Annotated in this window: 23 protein-coding genes; 8 read left to right on the plus strand and 15 right to left on the minus strand. The window is 58.9% G+C overall.

Annotated elements, in window-relative coordinates; translation table 11 throughout:
- The first annotated feature begins 167 nt into the window (after positions 1-167).
- The 3 genes from AC07X5_RS13045 to AC07X5_RS13055 all read left to right on the plus strand — a co-directional run bounded on the left by AC07X5_RS13045 (position 168) and on the right by AC07X5_RS13055 (position 2,968).
- Positions 168-719 (plus strand): phasin family protein, encoded by a 552-nt coding sequence (locus tag AC07X5_RS13045; protein ID WP_409963399.1) that lies wholly within the window; start codon positions 168-170, stop codon positions 717-719.
- Positions 720-1,044: 325 nt separating this feature from the next.
- Positions 1,045-2,097, plus strand: coding sequence for an extracellular solute-binding protein (locus tag AC07X5_RS13050; protein ID WP_494770508.1), 1,053 nt, complete (start codon positions 1,045-1,047; stop codon positions 2,095-2,097).
- 112 nt (positions 2,098-2,209) lie between these two features.
- Positions 2,210-2,968 (plus strand): 3-hydroxyacyl-CoA dehydrogenase, encoded by a 759-nt coding sequence (locus tag AC07X5_RS13055; RefSeq protein WP_494770509.1) that lies wholly within the window; start codon positions 2,210-2,212, stop codon positions 2,966-2,968.
- Positions 2,969-3,035: 67 nt separating this feature from the next.
- Here AC07X5_RS13055 and AC07X5_RS13060 read toward each other — a convergent pair whose 3' ends face one another.
- Both AC07X5_RS13060 and AC07X5_RS13065 read right to left on the minus strand, forming a co-directional pair.
- A complete protein-coding gene (locus AC07X5_RS13060; RefSeq protein WP_409963393.1) occupies positions 3,036-3,326 on the minus strand; it encodes a hypothetical protein in 291 nt (96 codons plus the stop codon).
- A gap of 21 nt (positions 3,327-3,347) precedes the next feature.
- Positions 3,348-3,929 carry a GNAT family N-acetyltransferase gene (locus AC07X5_RS13065; protein ID WP_494770510.1) on the minus strand — a complete coding sequence of 194 codons (582 nt, stop codon included), beginning with the start codon at positions 3,927-3,929 and terminating at the stop codon, positions 3,348-3,350.
- A gap of 74 nt (positions 3,930-4,003) precedes the next feature.
- Here AC07X5_RS13065 and AC07X5_RS13070 point away from each other — a divergent pair, with 74 nt between their 5' ends.
- Complete coding sequence (locus AC07X5_RS13070) at positions 4,004-4,915, plus strand: LysR family transcriptional regulator (protein WP_494770511.1); 912 nt, start codon at positions 4,004-4,006, stop codon at positions 4,913-4,915.
- A 19-nt stretch (positions 4,916-4,934) separates the two neighbouring features.
- Here AC07X5_RS13070 and AC07X5_RS13075 read toward each other — a convergent pair whose 3' ends face one another.
- The 3 genes from AC07X5_RS13075 to AC07X5_RS13085 all read right to left on the minus strand — a co-directional run bounded on the left by AC07X5_RS13075 (position 4,935) and on the right by AC07X5_RS13085 (position 6,430).
- Positions 4,935-5,492: a hypothetical protein gene (locus AC07X5_RS13075; RefSeq protein WP_494770512.1), complete on the minus strand. Its 558-nt coding sequence runs from the start codon at positions 5,490-5,492 to the stop codon at positions 4,935-4,937.
- A gap of 180 nt (positions 5,493-5,672) precedes the next feature.
- Entirely contained in the window at positions 5,673-5,987 is a 315-nt protein-coding gene (locus AC07X5_RS13080) for a hypothetical protein (protein WP_494770513.1), read from the minus strand.
- Positions 5,988-6,112: 125 nt separating this feature from the next.
- On the minus strand, positions 6,113-6,430 hold the full coding sequence (locus AC07X5_RS13085; RefSeq protein WP_409963383.1) for an ArsR/SmtB family transcription factor: 318 nt from the start codon (positions 6,428-6,430) through the stop codon (positions 6,113-6,115).
- Positions 6,431-6,719: 289 nt separating this feature from the next.
- Here AC07X5_RS13085 and AC07X5_RS13090 point away from each other — a divergent pair, with 289 nt between their 5' ends.
- The 3 genes from AC07X5_RS13090 (at position 6,720) to AC07X5_RS13100 (ending at position 8,633) form a co-directional block, all read left to right on the plus strand.
- On the plus strand, positions 6,720-7,691 hold the full coding sequence (locus AC07X5_RS13090; RefSeq protein WP_494770514.1) for a zinc-dependent alcohol dehydrogenase family protein: 972 nt from the start codon (positions 6,720-6,722) through the stop codon (positions 7,689-7,691).
- A gap of 95 nt (positions 7,692-7,786) precedes the next feature.
- A complete protein-coding gene (locus tag AC07X5_RS13095; RefSeq protein ID WP_494770515.1) occupies positions 7,787-8,227 on the plus strand; it encodes a nuclear transport factor 2 family protein in 441 nt (146 codons plus the stop codon).
- 160 nt (positions 8,228-8,387) lie between these two features.
- A complete protein-coding gene (locus AC07X5_RS13100) occupies positions 8,388-8,633 on the plus strand; it encodes a hypothetical protein (protein WP_494770516.1) in 246 nt (81 codons plus the stop codon).
- Between the two features lies 1 nt (position 8,634).
- Here AC07X5_RS13100 and AC07X5_RS13105 read toward each other — a convergent pair whose 3' ends face one another.
- Together AC07X5_RS13105 and AC07X5_RS13110 are read right to left on the minus strand one after the other, a co-directional pair.
- Positions 8,635-9,366, minus strand: coding sequence for a DUF2142 domain-containing protein (locus tag AC07X5_RS13105; RefSeq protein ID WP_494770517.1), 732 nt, complete (start codon positions 9,364-9,366; stop codon positions 8,635-8,637).
- Between the two features lie 68 nt (positions 9,367-9,434).
- Positions 9,435-10,049, minus strand: a complete 615-nt coding sequence (locus AC07X5_RS13110; RefSeq protein WP_494770518.1) for a tyrosine-type recombinase/integrase — start codon at positions 10,047-10,049, stop codon at positions 9,435-9,437.
- Positions 10,050-10,178: 129 nt separating this feature from the next.
- Between AC07X5_RS13110 and AC07X5_RS13115 the strand changes: the two genes are divergently transcribed.
- A complete protein-coding gene (locus AC07X5_RS13115) occupies positions 10,179-10,484 on the plus strand; it encodes a hypothetical protein (protein ID WP_494770519.1) in 306 nt (101 codons plus the stop codon).
- 402 nt (positions 10,485-10,886) lie between these two features.
- Here the strand turns inward: AC07X5_RS13115 and AC07X5_RS13120 are convergent, their stop codons facing one another.
- From AC07X5_RS13120 to AC07X5_RS13155, 8 genes are all read right to left on the minus strand, one after another.
- On the minus strand, positions 10,887-12,644 hold the full coding sequence (locus AC07X5_RS13120; protein ID WP_494770520.1) for an ATP-binding protein: 1,758 nt from the start codon (positions 12,642-12,644) through the stop codon (positions 10,887-10,889).
- Positions 12,641-13,657: a DNA cytosine methyltransferase gene (locus AC07X5_RS13125; RefSeq protein WP_494770521.1), complete on the minus strand. Its 1,017-nt coding sequence runs from the start codon at positions 13,655-13,657 to the stop codon at positions 12,641-12,643. The genes AC07X5_RS13120 and AC07X5_RS13125 overlap by 4 nt, the downstream gene beginning before the upstream one ends.
- A 211-nt stretch (positions 13,658-13,868) precedes the next feature.
- Positions 13,869-14,468 carry a site-specific integrase gene (locus tag AC07X5_RS13130; protein WP_494770522.1) on the minus strand — a complete coding sequence of 200 codons (600 nt, stop codon included), beginning with the start codon at positions 14,466-14,468 and terminating at the stop codon, positions 13,869-13,871.
- A gap of 526 nt (positions 14,469-14,994) precedes the next feature.
- The gene (locus tag AC07X5_RS13135) at positions 14,995-15,420 is read right to left on the minus strand and encodes a hypothetical protein (RefSeq protein ID WP_494770523.1); all 426 of its coding nucleotides are present in this window, start codon (positions 15,418-15,420) and stop codon (positions 14,995-14,997) included.
- A gap of 285 nt (positions 15,421-15,705) precedes the next feature.
- Entirely contained in the window at positions 15,706-16,893 is a 1,188-nt protein-coding gene (locus tag AC07X5_RS13140; protein WP_494770524.1) for a site-specific integrase, read from the minus strand.
- Between the two features lie 478 nt (positions 16,894-17,371).
- Positions 17,372-18,568, minus strand: a complete 1,197-nt coding sequence (locus AC07X5_RS13145) for an AAA family ATPase (protein ID WP_494770525.1) — start codon at positions 18,566-18,568, stop codon at positions 17,372-17,374.
- A gap of 549 nt (positions 18,569-19,117) precedes the next feature.
- A complete protein-coding gene (locus tag AC07X5_RS13150; protein WP_494770526.1) occupies positions 19,118-19,267 on the minus strand; it encodes a hypothetical protein in 150 nt (49 codons plus the stop codon).
- A 13-nt stretch (positions 19,268-19,280) separates the two neighbouring features.
- Positions 19,281-19,457, minus strand: coding sequence for a hypothetical protein (locus AC07X5_RS13155; RefSeq protein ID WP_494770527.1), 177 nt, complete (start codon positions 19,455-19,457; stop codon positions 19,281-19,283).
- Between the last annotated feature and the right edge of the window lie 65 nt (positions 19,458-19,522).

Consider the following 19,522-nt stretch of genomic DNA (forward strand, 5'->3'; position numbering starts at 1 on the left):
GTCACCTCTAAATTGCTGCATCGCAACAAAAAGCACTTGCAATCGTGGGCAAAGCCCCTAAAATTCAACCCATGCTGCACTGCAACATGACTCACGAAGTCAACGACAGCGCAGATTCTCTGTAAACCACCTCGGCCCGCTGGGCCTCCATTCTCAGGAGATATGACATGTCGCTGACCGCTGAACAAGTTCTGGCATCCCACAAGGCCAACCTCGAAACCCTGTTTGGTCTGACCACCAAGGCGTTCGAAGGCGTGGAAAAGCTGGTCGAACTGAACGTGACCGCTTCGCGCGCTGCCCTGGCTGAAGCCGCCAACCACACCCAGGCTGTCCTGGGCGTGAAGGACGCACAAGAACTGTTGGCCCTGCAAGCCGGCCTGTTCCAGCCCCTGGCCGAGAAGACCGCCGCCTACAGCCGCCACCTGTACGACATCTCGTCGGGCACCGCTGCCGAATTCGGCAAGGCTTTCGAAGCCCAGGCCGCTGACGCACAGCGCGGCTTCACCAACCTGGTCGACAGCGCCGCCAAGAACGCCCCCGCCGGTTCCGAAACCGCCGTGGCCGTGATGAAGAGCGCCGTCTCTGCCGCCAACAACGCTTTCGAGTCGGTGCAAAAGGCCGTCAAGCAAGCCTCCGACGTGGCCGAAGCCAACTTCAACGCCGTTGCCAGCACCGCTGCCAACGCCGCCAAGTCGGCTGCTCCCCGCAAGCGCGGCTGATCCGCTGCCAATCGCGTCTGGAGTGCAGACTCTAGGCGAAACGCAGGGATTACCCTGATAATTCAACCCATGGCGCCGAGACGCAGCAAATGCAGGTTCGGCGCCCCCAGTTGTCTCCTTGGATCCTCTCGAAACCCCCGTTTCCTGGATCCAATTCAAAGCCCGGTACACCACCGGGCTTTTTTTTGCCCGCAACGCACCCGCCCTGGTCAGCGGTGGCGGGTGCCCCGGGGCCATGTCCATTCGCGCCCTTGGGTTTATTAAGAATAATTCGCGTTTGTCCTATCATCGCGCGGTTGTTTGTTACACCCGAAAGACGCACTCCATGTCCAAGACCGTGAAAGCCCTGCTGACCGCCTGCGCGCTGGCCGCTGCCGCTGGCGCCGTATCCGCCCAGGAGCAGGTGGTGAACCTGTACTCGGCGCGCCACTACGCCACGGACGAAGCGCTCTACACCGGCTTCACCAAGGCCACGGGCATCAAGGTCAACCGCGTGGACGCGGACGACGCCGGCATCCTGGCGCGCCTGAAGGCCGAAGGCACGGCATCGCCTGCCGACGTGATCCTGCTGGTGGACGCTGCCCGCCTGTACAAGGGCGAGGTCGATGGCCTGTTCCAGCCCATCCAGTCCAAGGTGCTGACCGATGCGATTCCCGCCAACCTGCGCAGCAAGCCCGAAGCCGACGGCGGCATCGCCTGGTTCGGCCTGTCCACCCGCGCCCGCGTGATCGTCTACAACAAGGCCAAGGTGCAAAAGGACGACGTGGACACCTACGAAGAGCTGGGCGACGCCAAGAACAGGGGCAAGCTGTGCATCCGTTCGGGCTCGCACCCCTACAACCTGAGCCTGTTCGGCGCCGTGACCGAGCACATGGGCGAGCAGAAGGCCGAGGCCTGGCTCAAGGGCATGGTGGGCAACCTGGCGCGCCCGCCCAAGGGTGGCGACACCGACCAGATCAAGGCCGTGGCCTCGGGTGAGTGCGACATCGCCGTCACCAACAGCTACTACCTGGCGCGCATGATGCGCTCGGGCAAGGCCGAAGACGCCGCCGTGGTCGAGAAGGTCGGCGTGGTGTTCCCCAACCAGCAAAGCTGGGGCACGCACCTGAACATCGCCGGCGGCGCGGTCGCCAAGAACGCCAAGAACAAGGCCAACGCCATCAAGTTCCTGGAATACCTGGCCAGCGCCGACGCGCAGAACTACTTTGCCAACGGCAACAACGAGTGGCCGGCCGCCAAGGGCCTGGCCATCGACAACCCGGCCCTCAAGGCCATGACGGGCAACGCGCCCTTCAAGAGCGAAACCATCCCGATCAGCGCAGTGGGTGCCAACACCACCAAGGTGCAGCAGATGCTGGACCGAGTGGGCTTCCAGTAAGCGGCCACGCAGGTCTGCGGACCATTGCAGGAAAGCCCGGTAGCGCCCGGGCTTTTTTTGCGTTCATAATTGACGTTTACGTTAACGTAACATCCATTTTCAGGAGACAGCAATGGACATCAAGGGCAAGGTATTCATCGTGACCGGCGGCGCATCGGGCCTGGGCGAAGGCACGGCGCGCATGCTGGCGGCCCAGGGCGGCACCGTGGTGATTGCCGACATGCAGGCGGAAAAAGGCGAGGCCGTGGCCAAGGACATCGGCGGCGCCTTCGTGAAGTGCGACGTGAGCAACGAGGCCGACGGCCAGGCCGTGGTAGCCAAGGCCGTGTCGCTGGGCAAGCTGGTGGGCCTGGTGAACTGCGCCGGCATTGCCCCGGCGGAAAAGACCGTGGGCAAGAACGGCGCGCACGCCCTGGCCGTGTTCAGCAAGACCATCACCGTGAACCTGATCGGCAGCTTCAACATGATCCGGCTGGCCGCCGAGGCCATGGCCAAGAACGAACCCGACGCCACGGGCGAGCGCGGCGTGCTGATTTCCACCGCCAGCGTCGCCGCCTACGACGGCCAGATCGGCCAGGCCGCCTACGCCGCATCCAAGGGCGGCGTGGTCGGCATGACCCTGCCCATCGCGCGCGACCTGGCACGCAACGGCATCCGCAACATGACCATCGCCCCCGGCATCTTCGGCACGCCCATGCTGTTCGGCATGCCCCAGGAGGTGCAGGACGCGCTGGCTGCGGGCGTGCCCTTCCCCAGCCGCCTGGGCACGCCCCAGGACTATGCCAAGCTGGTCAAGCACATCCTGGAAAACGACATGCTCAATGGCGAGGTGATTCGCCTCGACGGCGCGATCCGTCTCGCGCCGAAGTGATCCCCGCGCCGCATGGCGGCGCCTTGAAGCAGACACAACGCCCTGGCACATGCCCGGGCGTTGTCGTTTACAGAACCCGTGGCCCGAAGCGCAACCGCAGCGCCAGCGACGCCGCAAACACCAGCGCCGCCACAACGACCGACAGCCACAGCGCCGCCGCAGCGCCATACGCATCCATGATGGCCGCGTAGACCACCGGCGCGCAGGCCGACAGCAGAAATCCGGGCGCCACCAGCCGCCCGACAAAAGCGCCGTAGGTGCGGTGGTCGAACAGCACCAGCGGCAAGGTGCCGCGCGTGATGGTGAGCAGCCCGTTGCCCGCGCCGTACAGCAGCGTAAATACGAGAGCAGCCGCCACGGCCTGCAACAGGCGCGCCCATCACGCGGCGGGCATGGGCAACGCGCCATCACCCACGCCCAGGGGCCGCTGCATCAGCACCGTATCGAGCCACTGCCCGTGCTTGAAGCCTACGGAGCGCAGCGCACCGATGCGCGTGAAGCCCATGCGCGTGTGCAGGGCGATGGAGCCCCGGTTGCCATCGCCCTGCCCTATGGTGGCCATCATCTGGCGCCAGGGCCCGGCCTCGCAGCGGGCAATCACCGCCGACAGCAGCGCCGCGCCAATGCCCCGCCCCGCCATGCCCTGGGCCACGTACACCGAATCCTCCACCGTATGCCGGTAGGCCGAGCGCGGCCGGTACAGCGTGGCATACGCATAGCCCGCCACGGCGCCATCGATCTCGGCCACCAGGTAGGGCAGGCCGGCGGCGCGCACCGTGGCCAGGCGGGTGCGCAGCTCGTCCACACCGGGCGGCACCTCCTCGAACGAGGCCAGGCCATGCAGCACATGGCGGGCATAGATGGCCTGGATGGCGGGCAGGTCGGTATCGGCCGCATCGCGTACCTGCGGTGATACGGTAGATGGCAACGGTGGGGAAAGAGGTGCGGTAAACAAATGCATGGCGCCAGTGTGGCGCGTTGCCCTGCATAAAAGAAGCTTTCCCAACTTATGCAAAGTATGAGAAATTCTTTGGCATGGAACGCATCAACCTCGACCAGCTGCACGGCTTTGCCACCGCCCTCGAACTGGGCAGCTTTTCCGCCGCCGCCCAGCGGCTGGACCTGACCCAGCCCGCCGTGAGTCTGCAGGTGCGCCAGCTCGAAAAGCGCCTGGGCACGCCGCTGGTGGAGCGCGTGGGCCGCGTGCTGCGCCCCACGGCGGCGGGCGCAGAACTGCTGGTGCACGTGGCCCGCATCGATGCCGCCGTGGCCGATGCGCTGCACGCCGTGGCCCACCATGCCAGCGGCACGGCAGGCCGGGTTCGACTGGGCACCGGCGCCACGGCCTGCATCTTCTTGCTGCCGCCCGTGCTGGGCGCGCTGCGCCAGCGCTTTGCGGGCCTGGAGATCACCGTGCGCACCGGCAATACCGCCGACATCGTGCAGGCCGTGGAAGACAACACCCTGGACCTGGGCCTGGTCACCCTGCCCGCCAGCGGCCGCATGCTCGACGTCACGCCCGTGCTGCAGGACGCCTTTGTCGCCATCGCGCCCAAGGGCACCGCGCTGCCCAAGAAGGTGACCGCTGCCGACCTGGCCCGCCACCCGGTGCTGCTGTTCGAACCCGGCGGCCAGACCCGCCGCATCGCCGACACCTGGTTCGCCCAGGCCGGCGTGGCCCTGCAGCCCGCCATGTCGCTGGGCAGCGTGGAGGCCATCAAGGAACTGGTCGCCGCCGGCCTGGGCTGCGCCGTGCTGCCGGGGATGGCCGTGCAGGGCACGCATGGCAGCGCCGTGGAAGTGCGCCCGCTGTCGCCGCCCCTGGCCCGCACCCTGGCCGTGGTGGTGCGCAAGGACAAGCGGCTGCACCGCGGGCTGCGCGAGACGGTGGCAGCGCTGAAGGCGTTGGGGACGCCCCCAAAACCTGCGCGCAGCAAGGCCCGCTAAGTAGCAAGCGGCCTGTTCGTCAAGGAAAGCCGCGCAGGCTGCGGTCCTTCCTGGCCTGCTCCAGCCTGCGCTGGCGCCCCTCTTTGTCCACCGCATCCACCTCCTCGTCCAGCAGCATCTGCCAGTCGTAGCCGACCCGCGTCTCGCGCGCCATGGTCAAGCCAATCTGTACCGTGTACGGGTTGTTGGGGTTCTGCCGGTCCGGCGAAAAAACCTGGATGCTCAGCTGGTAGTTGCCGCAGCGCATGTCCAGCACGGTGCCGCCAAAGCCATCGCGCTCACGCACGCACTGCTCGCGGTAGAGCGTGGGCAACAGGTCCTTGTACTTGTCGGCCAGGGTGAAGGCAGCCGTGCGTTCCGGCAGGCTCTTGCTCGCGTAGATGTTGCCGATGGTGTAGGTCTTGGGCGTGGTGAGCAGTTCGAGCTTTTCGAACTCCGGCGGGATCTCGGGCTTGTCGACGATGATGATGGCCCGCCCCTGGCTCCAGTAACCCAGGGTGCTCGGCGACGTCACGACGCGAGCGCCCAGGCGGTGGCCGAACAGATCACCGTCGGTGATGCCTGCGGATGCGTTCATGCCAAGGACGCTACAGGCAACGAAGGCGCAAGCCCGCCCTGCGGCCTGCCATCTCCAACCTCCAGGTCCTCTATAGGTCATGAAAGTGCTCCTTCCTGAGCATTACCGGTTCAAATCGTACCGGGTTGCAGCGTGCACAGCAGAGATTACTTGGGCTGGAGACACCCCACGCCCGACGACCTAAGTTTCGTCCGCCATGTCGTCGTCCGGGTCGGGTGGCGTGCGCTGGATGACCCACGGCTCGTTCACCGCAGATCTCGACGCGTGAAACCCCGGCTCCATGCCGGCGAGTTCGACCACGGCGGGATCGATTTCCAGCACATGGCCGAGGCCGGCAAGGACAACGTCTTCCAATTCTTCGCTGACGCCATCCAGGAACTGCCATCCGTGGTCGTCTTCATCGTGGGAGACATGCAGGATCGGCCGGCTTCTGTCCAGCACACTTTTCGAGAATACCGTCGCGCAGTTTCGCGGTTGATCGAAAGGCCACGTCATCAATCAGGTGCCTGTTTCCATTGAATTACGTCGCGATCTTAGAACCTGTTCAAGATCTTTTTGCAGCCGCGTTGGAGTGCAATCGGGATGTGTAGATGCTTTGGGTGCGCCGCATGGGCTCGCGCTCACAACTCAGCCTTCAGCCGGGCCACCACCGCCTTGATCGCGCTCTCATTGCGCTTGTAGTACGACCACTTGCCGCTGCGCTTGACGCTGACCAGGCCCACGCGCGCCAGGTCCGCCAGGTACTTGGACGTGGTGGAAAAAGCCAGGCCCTGGCCCGCCTGGATGGACGACACGCACACCCCATCGAGCACCGGATCGCCCTCGTCCTGCGGCGGGAAGGCGGTGCGCGGCGACTTGAGCTTGCGCAGGATGTCCATGCGCTGCTCATTGGCCAGCACATCCAGGATCTGTATGAGGGGTAGCTGCTCTTCGTTCATCGCTCGGCTTTGTGTTCATGGACTCTAGCAGTTTGCCGAGGCCACGGCACCGCTGCGGGTTCTGAGCCGGGCCGCCTGCGACTGCCCCATTACCAGAGACGACGCCGACCGCGTGCCCTGTGGACGTGGAGCCCCTGGATCTATTGAGGGCAATTTTGTCGCAACGTCATTTCGCAAAACATCGATACGACAATACACCCTGCACGTTGTCGTTGAAGTCGTTCAGGCGCTCACCAGCGTGCAGCAGATGGCACCGGTTCAACCCCATCCCTCACTGAAAGTAAATGACATGAAAGCAATCGTTCTCAAAAAATTTGGCGGCCCCGACAGCTTCGAGCTGCAGGAGGTACCAGTACCCGAAGTGGGTGCCGGCGAACTGCTGGTGCGCGTGGTCGCCACGGCCATCAACCCGCTGGACTACCAGATCCGCCGGGGCGACTACCCCGAGTCCGTGCCACTGCCCGCCATCATCGGCCACGATGTCTCGGGCGTGGTTGAACAGGTAGGCCCTGGGGTGACCACCTTCGCCGTGGGCGACGAAGTGTTCTACACCCCCAAGATCTTTGGCCCCAAAGGCGGCTCGTATGCCGAGTACAACGTGGTGCCGGAAGCGCTGGTGACCCACAAGCCCGCCAACCTGTCGCATGAAGAAGCGGCATCCACCACCCTCGTCGGCGGCACCGCCTGGGAGGCCCTTGTCACGCGCGCCAGGTTGCACCCGGCCGAGTCGGTGCTGATCCACGGCGGCGCCGGCGGCGTGGGCTCCATCGCCATCCAGTTGGCCAAGGCGATGGGTGCCACCGTGTACACGACCGCCAGGGGCCGTGACCTGGACTTTGTTCGCCAGCTGGGCGCAGACCATGCCATCGACTTCACCAGCCAGAACTACACCGAAGCCATCGCCGATTTGACCCGCGGCCAGGGGGTGAACGTGGTGTTCGACACCATTGGCGGACAGACGCTGAGCCAGTCGCCCCACGTGCTCAGCGACGCAGGCCGCGTGGTGTCCATCGTCGACCTGGCCACGCCGCAGAACCTGGTCGCGGCATGGGGTGTGAACGCCGAGTACCACTTCGTCTTCACCCGCCAGAACCGCGGCAAGCTGCAGGCCCTCAAGACCCTGCTGGAAAGCGAGCGCGTGCGCCCCGTCATCGGCGCCCGCTTCTCGCTGGCCCAGATTCCAGAGGCCCACACCGCACTGGAGCGCGGAGAGGTCGATGGCCAGCCCATCCGCGGGAAGGTGGTGATCTCGGTCTCCTGACCGAGCGAAGCACCCTGGCGGCTCACCGCCGCCAGGACTTCGCTCCATCCATTCAAGCCCCCAACGCACTGACACCACCAGGAAGCACCCACCCCATGCCGACCACCGAACAGATCCTTGCCAGCCACGAGGCCGCCCTGGCCGAGCAGAATGCCTTCAAGGTATCCACCCACTACGCGAAAGATGCCGTGGCCATCGTCAATGGCACCACTTACCGGGGCCGCCCGGAGATTGCTTCGATGTATGCCAAATTGATCGACGAATTGCCCGATGCCGTGTGGCGCACCGATGTGGCCGTGGTCCACGGCGACCTGGCCTATGTGGAATGGGCATGCGAGTCCTCCGCCGCGTCGAGGGTGGACGCAGGAACGGACACCTTCATCGTGGTCGATGGATTCATCACGCGGCAGACGGCGTGCTTCGCGGTGATCTACAGTCACCCCCATGCGGGTCAAGGTCATGTTGGTGCGGGAAGAGGGGCAGTTGCACGTTCCGGTGCGGCGGCGGGGCTATGGCGACCTCTGGCTCAAGCATGAGAAGTCAGTGGGCGAAGACAAGACCTATGAGGTGTTGGAGGCCCTTGGATCAGGCTTTCCGAAGCTGTATGAGCCCCGAGTGACCTACATCACAGCCGGATGATCCGGTTCATCGGCTACGAGCGCGTAGACAAGGTTTGGTACATGCAGGAGTGGTACTGTGAAATCGACGGATCTGCTGTGGGCCGGCGGGTCTGATGAGAACATTCCAATGCGCCACCCTACCCTGCTCCGTGTGCCGCTCGGGAATGGGACGCTTGGTGACAGGGTGCTGCCGCTGCCGCTGGATCACTACGAGGTGCTGCGCCACGGGGAATGGTGCACGGTGATGGTTATTGCGACCGGTGAGGTGGTCTTTCAGGGCGAGGGGCGCGCTGAGGTGGTGGTGTCGCGGGCGCCATTTTGAACTACCCAACGGCATCAAAAATACTCATGCCATAGCGCTCCTGCAAGGTAACCACCAGCGCGAATAAACAGAAGACGCCGTATGCCAGCGCGTAAGCACCATGCCATCTCGGGGATCTGTCCTGATGCCCTACCTTCACGGAGCCCAGAGCAGCGGCAACAAACATGGCAGGGATGATGAAGTACCTGCCCTGAACGCCCTTGATAAGTTGCGCCGGGTACGGATTCCAAGTCGCGGCCAGCGCAAAGAACACCAGCAACGCGCTTGCAATGCCCAAGAAAAGCAGCACGGCGCGAAGGCTGTTTTCAGACGCCTGAAAGCGCGTAGCCACCACGGCCAGAACGGCGCTCAGCAACAGGCCGCACAAAATGCTCAACATAGCGTACCGCGGTATCGGTGCGTCCGTCCAGCCCAGGTGGCCGATGAACGAATACAGGATCAGATAGCCCTCTTCCTCATGGGCAAGCGTTTTGCCGACCAGGGCCAGGAATTCGGCCGGGTCGCGCAGGTAGAACCCGATGATCTGCGTAGATGAAAAAGCACGCGTCACCCGGTCGTCAAACGTGGTGATCAATCCGTAGAGCGTCCACCCTGCGCTGGCAACGATCAACACCCCCGTCGCCAAAAACTGCCGCCGCGACCAGTGCCTGGCGACCAGTACCAAGGGCAGCAAGAGAAGAGGGACAAGGTTGGTCCGCGATGTCACCAGGGTGAAAATAGCGAGGTAGAACACGAGCCGCTGCCAAGGCGTGACCTTGTCGGGTGAGTGCCATTGCAGAAAAAACAGCGAGGTCCCTACAACTACGCCGCGATCTTCAACTTCACCGGCGCCTTCATCCTCAGCGATGCACTGTTAGCGGCCTCCTGCAGCGCCCTGGAGTCCAGGTGAGCATACCGCTGGGTCACCGAGGGATCGGAGTGCCCGAGGATCTGCTGCACCTCGTACAGCGACCGCCCGCTGTTGACCAGGAACGAGGCGAACTGATGGCGCAGGTCATGGATGCGCAGGTCCGGCAGTCCGGCTTTCTCGCGCAGCCTGGTCCACACCTTCATGATCGTTGTGTATGGCTTCCCACTCTGCTGGTTGATGAACTTCCCTTCGGTACTCAACTGATCCAGCACCTCCAGCGCGGAGTCATTCAACGGCACAGACCGCATCCGCTTGGACTTGGAGTGTTCCGCTGAAATCCGCCACACCCGCTGCCCTCGGTCTATCTGCCCCCACTTGGCCTGCATGGCTTCGTTGAGGCGCGCCCCGGTGCTCAGCAGGAACAACGCGATCTGGCACACCATCCTGTTGTCATCGGTCCGCAGGACACCCAGGAGGCGTTGCAGTTCCTCCTCGTTCAGGTAGCGCTCGATCTTGTTGTCCTCATTGAACAGGGGCACACCCGCCGCCGGGTTCTTGTCCAGCAAGTCCTAGCCATCGATATGCCGAAGACATGCAGAATGTGGGTCGCCTCTGGCGGCAGTTCAAGGCACCTTTACGGCAACGCACGAAGACCTGTTCGTCAGCAAGACAACTCCCAGGATGGAAAGCACAAGATGCAATTGACCGAACAAGAACAGAAGATGGTGAGCCACCTGCGAAAGCAGCACAACGGATGGCGCACCAACAGAGTTGTCATCGTGGTAGCTGCGGTGATCATGCTTGGCCAAGGCATACGACTCGTGTGGTCAGGCCAGTCGGACTTGGGAATTCTGTACTGCGCCCTGTCCTTCGGCTTTTTTTCTTACACGCTGGGAAGTTGGACAGGTCGGCCTGAGTTTTCTTTGCTGCTGCGCCTTATCGAAGAAAAAGGCCAAGCGTCTAAAACGCCCCCCTCATCAGGAGCCCAGGATCAAGGGTAATTGCGGCCCTCAGATGTTGGTACGAGGTCCATACAGCACACCTATCGCACCAGCATGGACGCCACCCAAAAGCAAAAAGGCCACCCCGAAGGGTAGCCTTTTACTGCCAATGAATGGCTCCTCGACCTGGGCTCGAACCAGGGACCTACCGATTAACAGTCCAGGTAGCAGGCCGGGGCGCTCTTTCGTAAGCTGAAGATTTGGAAGGCGTTTTTGCGATCCCTCTCGGCGGCGATTCCTCAGCCGATCCTATGCCGACCCTGACCGCTATGCGCGGCGCCATCCATGCGGAAAACCCGATCTGGATCAACGAGTTAGGCGCATTCCGGCCGACCGTTTCCCGACTAATCAACGGCGCCAATGTCGGGCGCTTTTCTTCGGCTCTCCGAATTTAGCGACTGGTCAAGCCTCCAATTGAAGTATTTTTTGCTCTATCAAATGAGCCAAGCGATCCATTTCCAGATCCAACGAACTGCCCTTTACCACCGAATTCAAAGCCGACTTGAAAAGGTAGTATTGCGAATCTGCGCTTGAATCTTCACCAACATGCTGCAAATAGCTCTTCAGTGCTGACTTGAATTCCTTATTCGTGGGATTTTGTTTATCAAAAATTTTATGACTTGGAGCCAATAATTCCAAAAACACATTCTCAGCACACACTCTATCGAGCAAGAAAACATTCTCAGCACACCATCTCATCCAGCCATCAAAATCAGTTTTGGATCCAATGATTGAGACTTGAAGCTGCTTAAGCTTTGATGTTATGACCTTTTCTTCAGCCTTGGATATAGTATCGGGATCCAATTTGAATATATTTTCCACCTCCTTCTGATCCCCGTCCAAAAACATTAATACCTTGGATTTAGATTGAATATGTGCCCTCACTTGATTTGAAAGCATTTCCGAGGCCCCCAATTCTGACGCAACAACAACGACTTTTTTAGCCAAGTCACGCTGCAGTCGTTTAAGCACAGCCAGCACAATTGCCATGAGCAATCTATCTTCGGCAAGAATAGTTATTTTCTCTTTACTAACATGCCCAAGTCTTGCGAAGGCAGATATCTTATTTGGATTAAGTCGGGGAACAACTCCTTTATCAGTTTCATCCAAGATCACCAACGCACTCTGCGGAAGTAACTGCACAAACACTGGAGAATGAGTAGAGATAATTACTTGAATAAACTTTTTTTCAACTGTCTCTAAAAGAAGCTCCACCAAGCTCTCCTGGGCTCCAGGATGGAGTGACGTTTCAGGCTCATCAAGCAATAGCAAATCAAAGCTTTTAAGCTTATCCAGCGATAAAACAAAATTAACTACAGCCAACTCCCCGCTTCCCGCAAAGCATTCAGAATAGTTTCGCTTGTCCGTCTCAAAAATCACACTTTGACTAAAGGATTGCTTATCATAAAGTTTGTGCTTCACATACCTAGCTGATTTATACTTTTTCTGAAGTATCCTATTGACAGCAGTTAACTGCTCAGCCGATAGCAGAAAATTTTCCGAAACACGCTCAACTCCGTAGTACGGAAATTTTGTCAAATTTCCTTCAACAATTTCCTTCAACTTTCCAGAGTATCGAATGAAAGTCTCTTGACGAAGATCGAGACTAGCATTTTCATGATCCTTGAAAAATCGATCCACAGCGCTAGTTTCTGCCTTTGCATTGAAATAGAAAGCAACTCTATCCGTTGGTGTCCAGCGATCACCAGTGTCACTCATAAATGGTGCAAGCTTTTTTGTTTTCACTGGCATGGGAGACATACCCTCTTTTTGGGCGGGTCTCGTAGGCTCCCAATAGTTGAGTCGAGTTTTACTTGACATTTTTCGCGATTGAGCGAAAGTGTCTGCACCTTTTACGTAATGCGAATACCAAACTCTATGTTGTTCAAGTTCATCATAGCTAATTGGATCTATAGGCGTGGAGAACCAGAATCGCGAAATACTATGATTTAACGGCATGCCCCATGCGGCATGTAACACGGAACTTTTGCCGCCTCCATTGGGCCCCACAATAACTGCGACAGGAAAATGAAAATCTATTTTTGCATCAGGAGCAAAGTTCTTGAACTTAGGAAAATTTATAGTATGGATAAATTTATCGAACTCTTTTGCATCGAACTTTGTCGCAATCTTCTCAATAAGCTCAGAAATTGCAGTCATGCGAGATCTTTCGCCATTTCCGCGCCGTGTAGGGCGATAAATGGTGGTGGAAGTGCGTTTCCGATCATCAAGGCCACGGACTCCTTGCCGTGAATCATGTCAAATTTGTATCCGCGAGAAAATCCCTGAAGAAGAGCGGCTTCTCTCAACGTAATGGGTCGATCTTCTTGTGGATGTATGAATCTCCCTTTTGAAGGATTTCCACAGCCACTGGTAATCGTCGGAGAAACGTCATCCCATTTCATTCGGCCATAAACATCGTTAAACCCCGAATTGTTTTTGTGACAGTTTAGGGTCAATTCAGGTGGCAAGCTATGTCGACTCCCCCCATCCTTTGGTATGGCTTCAATAATAGCTTGGACGCGCGCAGATCTTTTGCCACTTTGGTAATCATGGAGTTCATCCCCACTATTTCCCACAGCAGGTAAATCGGCGATAGCCTGCCGAACTGTCATTTTTTCCGCCAATGGGGTTGCCAGCTTAGCGGCGCCTACTCGACTGGCCGATAGTATCAAACGCCTACGCCGCTGAGGCACACCAAACTGGCTCACATCAAGTATTTCAACTTTAGTGTTATATCCCGCGCTATTTAACTGCGAAATTAAATTATTAAATTTTTCAAAATTCGCCAGAGCAGGCACATTCTCCATCATGATCATTTTCGGACGAAGAGCAACTGCTAAGCGGGAAAACTCATCAATCAAGTCATTTCGGGGATCAGGAGAAGGCCCTCGTCCACTCCGCGCCCGTAGGGTGGAAAAACCCTGGCAAGGAGGGCACCCAGCGAGGAGATCGAGTGCGCCCTTCTTTAAGCCACTAACTTTTAGAAGCCTCGCAGCGGAAAGCTTTTTAATATCAACACGAATTAATTCAACATCAGAATGATTGAGCGCATAGGTTTCACTAGCTTTCCGATCGATTTCGACAGCCGCAAGAACATTAAAACCAGCGCTCTTAAGCCCTGCCGTCAATCCGCCACACCCTGAAAAGAGATCAATTGCTGTGTATTTCATTATTTTAAGCCACCACTTACCACCTCGGTTTTGTGCGATTCGGACTCCGCCGAATACTTAATTTATATTTAAATTGCACAAATTTTGCAAGATCTATTTTACTTGAGGAAGTCTAGGAACCGGCAGAGAAATGATCAAGGCCGCGCATACATGCTCGCCGGGTTGGTGACCTCATGGATGCTCTTGCATACACCCTCGAGGCCCCTGTCACTTACGCCGCGATCCTCAACCTCACCGGCGCCCTCAGCATCACCGACGCGCTGTTGGCGGCCTCCTGCAGCGACTTCGAGTCCAGGTGGGCATACCGCTGGGTCACCGAGGGGTCCGAGTGCCCGAGGATCTTCTGCACCTCGTACAACGACCGCCCGCTGTTCACCAGGAACGACGCGAACTGGTGGCGCTGGTCATGGATGCGCAGGTCCGGCAATCCGGCTTTCTCGCGCAGCCTGGTCCACACCTTCATGATCGTTGTGTAGGGCTTCCCGCTCTGCTGGTTGATGAACAGGTTGGCGAACTTCCCTTCGGTGCACAACTGATCTAGCACCTCCAGGGCGAAGTCATTCAACGGCACAGATCGCATCCGTTTGGACTTGGAGTGTTCCGCTGAAATCCGCCACACCCGCTGCACCCGGTCTATATGCCCCCACTTGGCCGTCAAGGCTTCGTTGAGACGTGCACCCGTGCTCAGCAGGAACAACGCGATCATGCACACCATCCTGCTCTCATCGGTCCGCAACACCACCAAGAGGCGCTGCAGTTCCTCGTCGCTCAGGTAGCGCTCGACCTTGTTGTCCTCGTTGAACAGGGGCACACCTGCAGCCGGGCTCTTGTCCAGCAGGCCCCGCCCGATGACCGTGCTGAGGGCACGCCGAATTAATTCCGGGGAAGGAATGCGGGAGGGCTGGGCAGGCGTTGGCGAGGGAGGTGTGGGCGCGTCGCACAGACCACGCCAAAGCAAAAAGGCCACCCCGAAGGGTAGCCTTTTACTGCCAATGAATGGCTCCTCGACCTGGGCTCGAACCAGGGACCTACGGATTAACAGTCCAGGTCGCTGGCCGGGGTGCCCCCTCGTAAGTTGAAGATTCGTAAGCGGTTTTGGCGATCCCTCGCGGCCGCTATTCGCGAGCCGAGCCTATGCCGAACCAGACTGCTATGCGTGCTGCCATCCGGTCCGAAAAACCGATCTGGATCAACGAGTTAGGCGTATTCCGGCCGAGCTTTTCCCGACTATCTGGCAACAAAGCGAAAGAAAGCCTCATCCCTTACGGCAATCACGGGGCCAGCATCAGAATCAACTGCGCTGCCCCACCCGCGCCGTCTAATGCTCTACTAATTATTTAGTCGGTTATTCCAATAACGCCACCCGCCACCGAACAGTTGGGAGTGATATCAAAAACACCACCTTGAGCTTCAGTTTCGCTAATAGCATAGCCGACAAATAGCTCAAATGGTGCAGAGGTGCAGTCCGTGCTCATAATTGCCGAAAATCGCTGTTCTTTGAAGCATTGCTCCATGCTACTACTACAGTTACGGCATGTTTTAGGGATCGGAGTCCATTTCCATTCCGCATCCGAGGCGCCAATCCTTCTCGTACCAGCTATCGTCAAACACTTGCTTGAAAGATTTATAACACTAATCAGATAGCTGGCAGCAAGAATATTCTCATCAAAATCCTTTTTCAAAACGTCATGTGTGAATTTGATGTTGGTGATCTTGGAACTCTTCAAGCTAATCATGCCTAACGTGTTTTCTGCAGTGCTCATGGTGTGCCTCCTTAGGGCTGTGGTGGATGGAGCCACCGCAATCTAGCCATCAACACCTTTGTAGTAAACAGATAAATTACAGCTCTGCATCGCAGGAGGTCTCCGCGCCTGTCATTCAGAGAGGGCGCTCGTTTCTGCGGAGCAGCGGTTTGACCACGACCTGCCATGGCGACCGGATGGACTCTGCCAAGAAGCAGCTTGAAGAGTATGCTGACAGTCGTCGCCCATGGAAAAAGAGGCCTCCAGGACGTCCGCGAGAACGCACCAGAAGCCCCAACCCAACAACTACGCCGCAATCTTCAACTTCACCGGCGCCCTCAGCATCACCGACGCGCTGTTCGCGGCCTCCTGTAGCGACTTCGAGTCCAGGTGCGCATACCGCTGGGTCACCGAGGGGTCCGAGTGCCCGAGGATCTTCTGCACCTCGTACAGCGACCGCCCGCTGTTGATCAGGAAGGATGCATACTGGTGGCGTAGGTCATGGATGCGCAGGTCCGGCAATCCGGCTTTCTCGCGCAGCCTGGTCCACACCTTCATGATGGTTGTGTAGGGCTTCCCGGTCTGGAAGTTCACGAACACATTCGCATGACTCCCCTCAGTGCTCAACTGGTCCAGCACCTCCAGCGCGGAGTCATTCAGGGGCACAGACCGCATCCGCTTGGACTTGGAGTGTTCCGCTGAAATCCGCCACACCCTCTGCACCCGATCGATCTGCCCCCACTTGGCCTGCAGGGCTTCGTTGAGGCGCGCCCCGGTGCTCATCAGGAACAACGCAATCTGGCACACCATCCTGTTGCGATCGGTCCGCAGTACACCCAGGAGGCGCTGCAGTTCCTCTTCGTTCAGGTAGCGCGCGATCTTGTTATCCTCATTGAACAAAGGCACACCCGCCGCCGGGTTCTTGTCCAGCAAGTCCCATTCGATGGCCATGTTGAGGGCGTACCGAATGAGCTTCACGTGGTGATCGCAGCTCGCCGGCGACAGACCTCCATCGAGCAGTCCCGTGTGGAAGGTCTGGATCTGCTGGCGCGTCACCTCATTGAGCCGCTTCTTCCCGAATGCCGGCTGTATGCGCAGCCTGAAAAGCTGTTCGTCACGGTCCCATGAGCGCTTGCGGGGGGTCACATACGGGAAGTAGTGATCCTTGAAGAACTCATTGAACGTCAGAACGGCTTTGCGGGCCTTTTCTTCACCGCGAGGGTCAGCACCCAGGGCGATTTCCGCCTTGTACTTGCGGGCTTGCTTGCGGGCGTCAGGCAGGCTGATTTCCGTGGAGCGGCCCAACTTCTGGTGGCAGGTTTTGCTGTTGGCGTCTTTGTATCGAAGGAAGTAGGTTCCCTTTCCCGGATTGGTGGATCGGACCTCAATGTAGAGACCGGGGATCTCATCGCAGCACCATTCGACGCGGGGTTTGTCGGGTGGGCAGCTGAGGCTGTTGGTGATGAAAGCAGGGTTCAGTTTGACGATAGGCATGGGCCTCCTTGGGGTGGTTGAGAAATCGTTGGGCAAGCCTTCGGCCCACCTTGGCAATGCCGCCAAAGTTGACCGAGGGGGAGCGAGTTATTGGTGCGGCCGCGCCTATGGGCCGGTCACGGAGTCGAGGGTGCCGCAGCGGTTGCGGCGGGCAAGAGTGGCCCAAGGGGGTGGGGTGGCGTCCCGGGATGGGTGTAGGGATGGGCCGACCCGGCGGGGCCTTCCCTGGGCCAATCTGGCAGGACCTTGAGCGCCTGCGCGTTGTTTCCCGGAACACCCAAAGTCAGCCCCCACCTCGGCCGGGCTCGCCGAGGCTGGTGGACGGGACCGGGACCTGAAAACCTGGGAACCTGAAACCCTGGCCGGGCCGGTGGGGCTGGGTTCCTGGCAACCTGAGAACCTGGGAGGCTGGCGCCCTCCCCGGTCACAGCACCTGGCAGGTGGTCACACATCATCCGAACCTGCGCGATGTGAACGATCAATAGTCGGAATCGTCTGGGTGATGCTGGGCGATAAGTGCGAGGTTGAGGCTGAACGTTTTCTTTCCGCGATGACCCACCTTGAAGTTCCAAAAATGGTGCGGCTCAGAGTCCCCAGAATAACGCTCAAGCAGCTCCCCCACCTTCTGCTCACCCATCTTCAAGCGAGGTGCAAGTTGTTTGCACAACTCCATCTTGTTCGCCGACTTTTGTCGCAGGGTATCCATCACGATATCGATCGCCGACTTGTCGTTCGCCATCATCGACGCAGTCAACGCTTGAGCCTGTTCGGCCTCACCCACCAACGTCACGGAATCGAATCGTTCCTGATAGGACACACCAGCTCGATCCAAGTATCGATACACCACAACTGGATCAACATCGCCACGCTTCTTTTGGTTCTCAAAACGGACTACTACGTGATCGCCAGTAGCTTCTTTAGTTGCTGTCATCACACACATGCAGTCGCAATCCTGAACGATGTCAGCCGTGCCTCCGTACACATCCTTCCCATCATCACCCTTCTTTTTGTTGGTGTGAGCAAGGGCAACCAATGTGCCGCCGGCCTGAACAAAGCTTCGAGCGATAACACCAAACTGGGTGCACTCACTTTTTTGCATGAGATCAACGAACTTCTTCAGGGTGTCAATAACGACCACACATCCCTTTGCCGTCTTGGTGCGCACAAGTTCCGATAGGCTATCCACGAGCACCGCAGGCTTGAAGTTGTGTTCGCCGCCAGCAATAGTGTGGAAACCATACTGTTCCGCAATTGCCGCCTTCTCACAGACGCCAGTGCTGGAGTCGTCCATGTTGACGTAATAGACATTCTCTGGGTCCACACGACCATCAGCGACGGCGCGCGCAAGCAGATTGAGGGTGATCAAAGTCTTGCCAGTGTTTGGTGCTGCGTAGAACACCGTCCACTGCCCAAGGAGGGCGACTTTCCCCAGGAACGGAACTGAATCGACGGCACGCTTCTTCAGCTCGTCAAGTTGCCCACGAAGGGAATACGCAAGGAGGGGATTCGCGGGCGCCTCCACAGGCTTCCATACGGACGATGGATCTGTTGCAAGCGGAGGGAAAGCAACTTTGGGAGTGGTGTTCGACAGTCCGTCGTCACGCACGTCAATGAAGGGGATGAAAGATGGATCGACGTTGGTGCCAGAAAGGGATGTCGAAGTTTGTACGATCATGCAGTAGGTTCCTCAAAGGAAGGTAGCAGGACCTTCGGAGGAGACGACATCTCGTTTCGCTCACGAATGTCCCACCACGGTTAAGGGTAGGTACAACGTTGCGATCGGAGACATCACTGCGATCTAGCTCAGGGAGGTGCAATAGTGATGCACTCATCAAGGTGCCAAGCGGAAGGTCAAATCTAACCTTTGGGGTGCACATATCAGTGCTACTTGGCGCCAGGGACCAAATTGGTCGTTTCCTCAGCAAGGCGAAGTATAGCACGAATTTTGCCGCGAGGATTGGCAACCCCTAAGTTGTGTTCAAAAGCGCTGCCCCAGGTTCCCGGGTTTTCAGGCCCCTCCACCTTCGCAGCTTCCCAGGTTTTCAGGTTCCCAGGCCCCGCCACCGCCCCAGGTTTCCAGTTTCCCAGGCCCTCGGGGTCGCAGCAAAAAACAAGGGGAGAGATCGCCCCGGAGCAGCACCTTGCGGCACCACCCCGGGGGAGCGTCAGGGAGGTGCCAGGCTGGTCCCAGGGCAGCCCCGGCGAGCCGCCTGATAGGTCGGGGTCACCCCCAGTACGAAGCACCCAGGTGGTCCGCTGGCACCCCGGCGAGGAGCCCGGCGTGTCGGGTCACGGTGAGGGGCAGCAGTTCCGGGGGGAGGTCATCGTCCAGGGCGGAATTGACGGCGCGCAGCAAGCAGTCTTCGTAGAACATAGGGAAGGTCCTTTCAATCGAACATGTGGAAGTAGGCGACACCCGCGACTGCGAGGGCCACCACGAGGATGAGCAGGGGAAAGCAGTAGATGAGCACGGCACCGATCAGCAGGGGCAGCGTCCACTTCGTCGATGACAGAGCAGACTGGCCAATGACGATCAGCGCGAGGATTGCAATCAGGGTCAGCATCAAGTTCCTTCAAACTCAAGAGGATCGGTATAGGGCCGGTGTTTGGTGTCGGCCGTGACGTGGTG

The organism is Acidovorax sp. GW458-11-26-14-TSB4 (assembly GCF_059423865.1).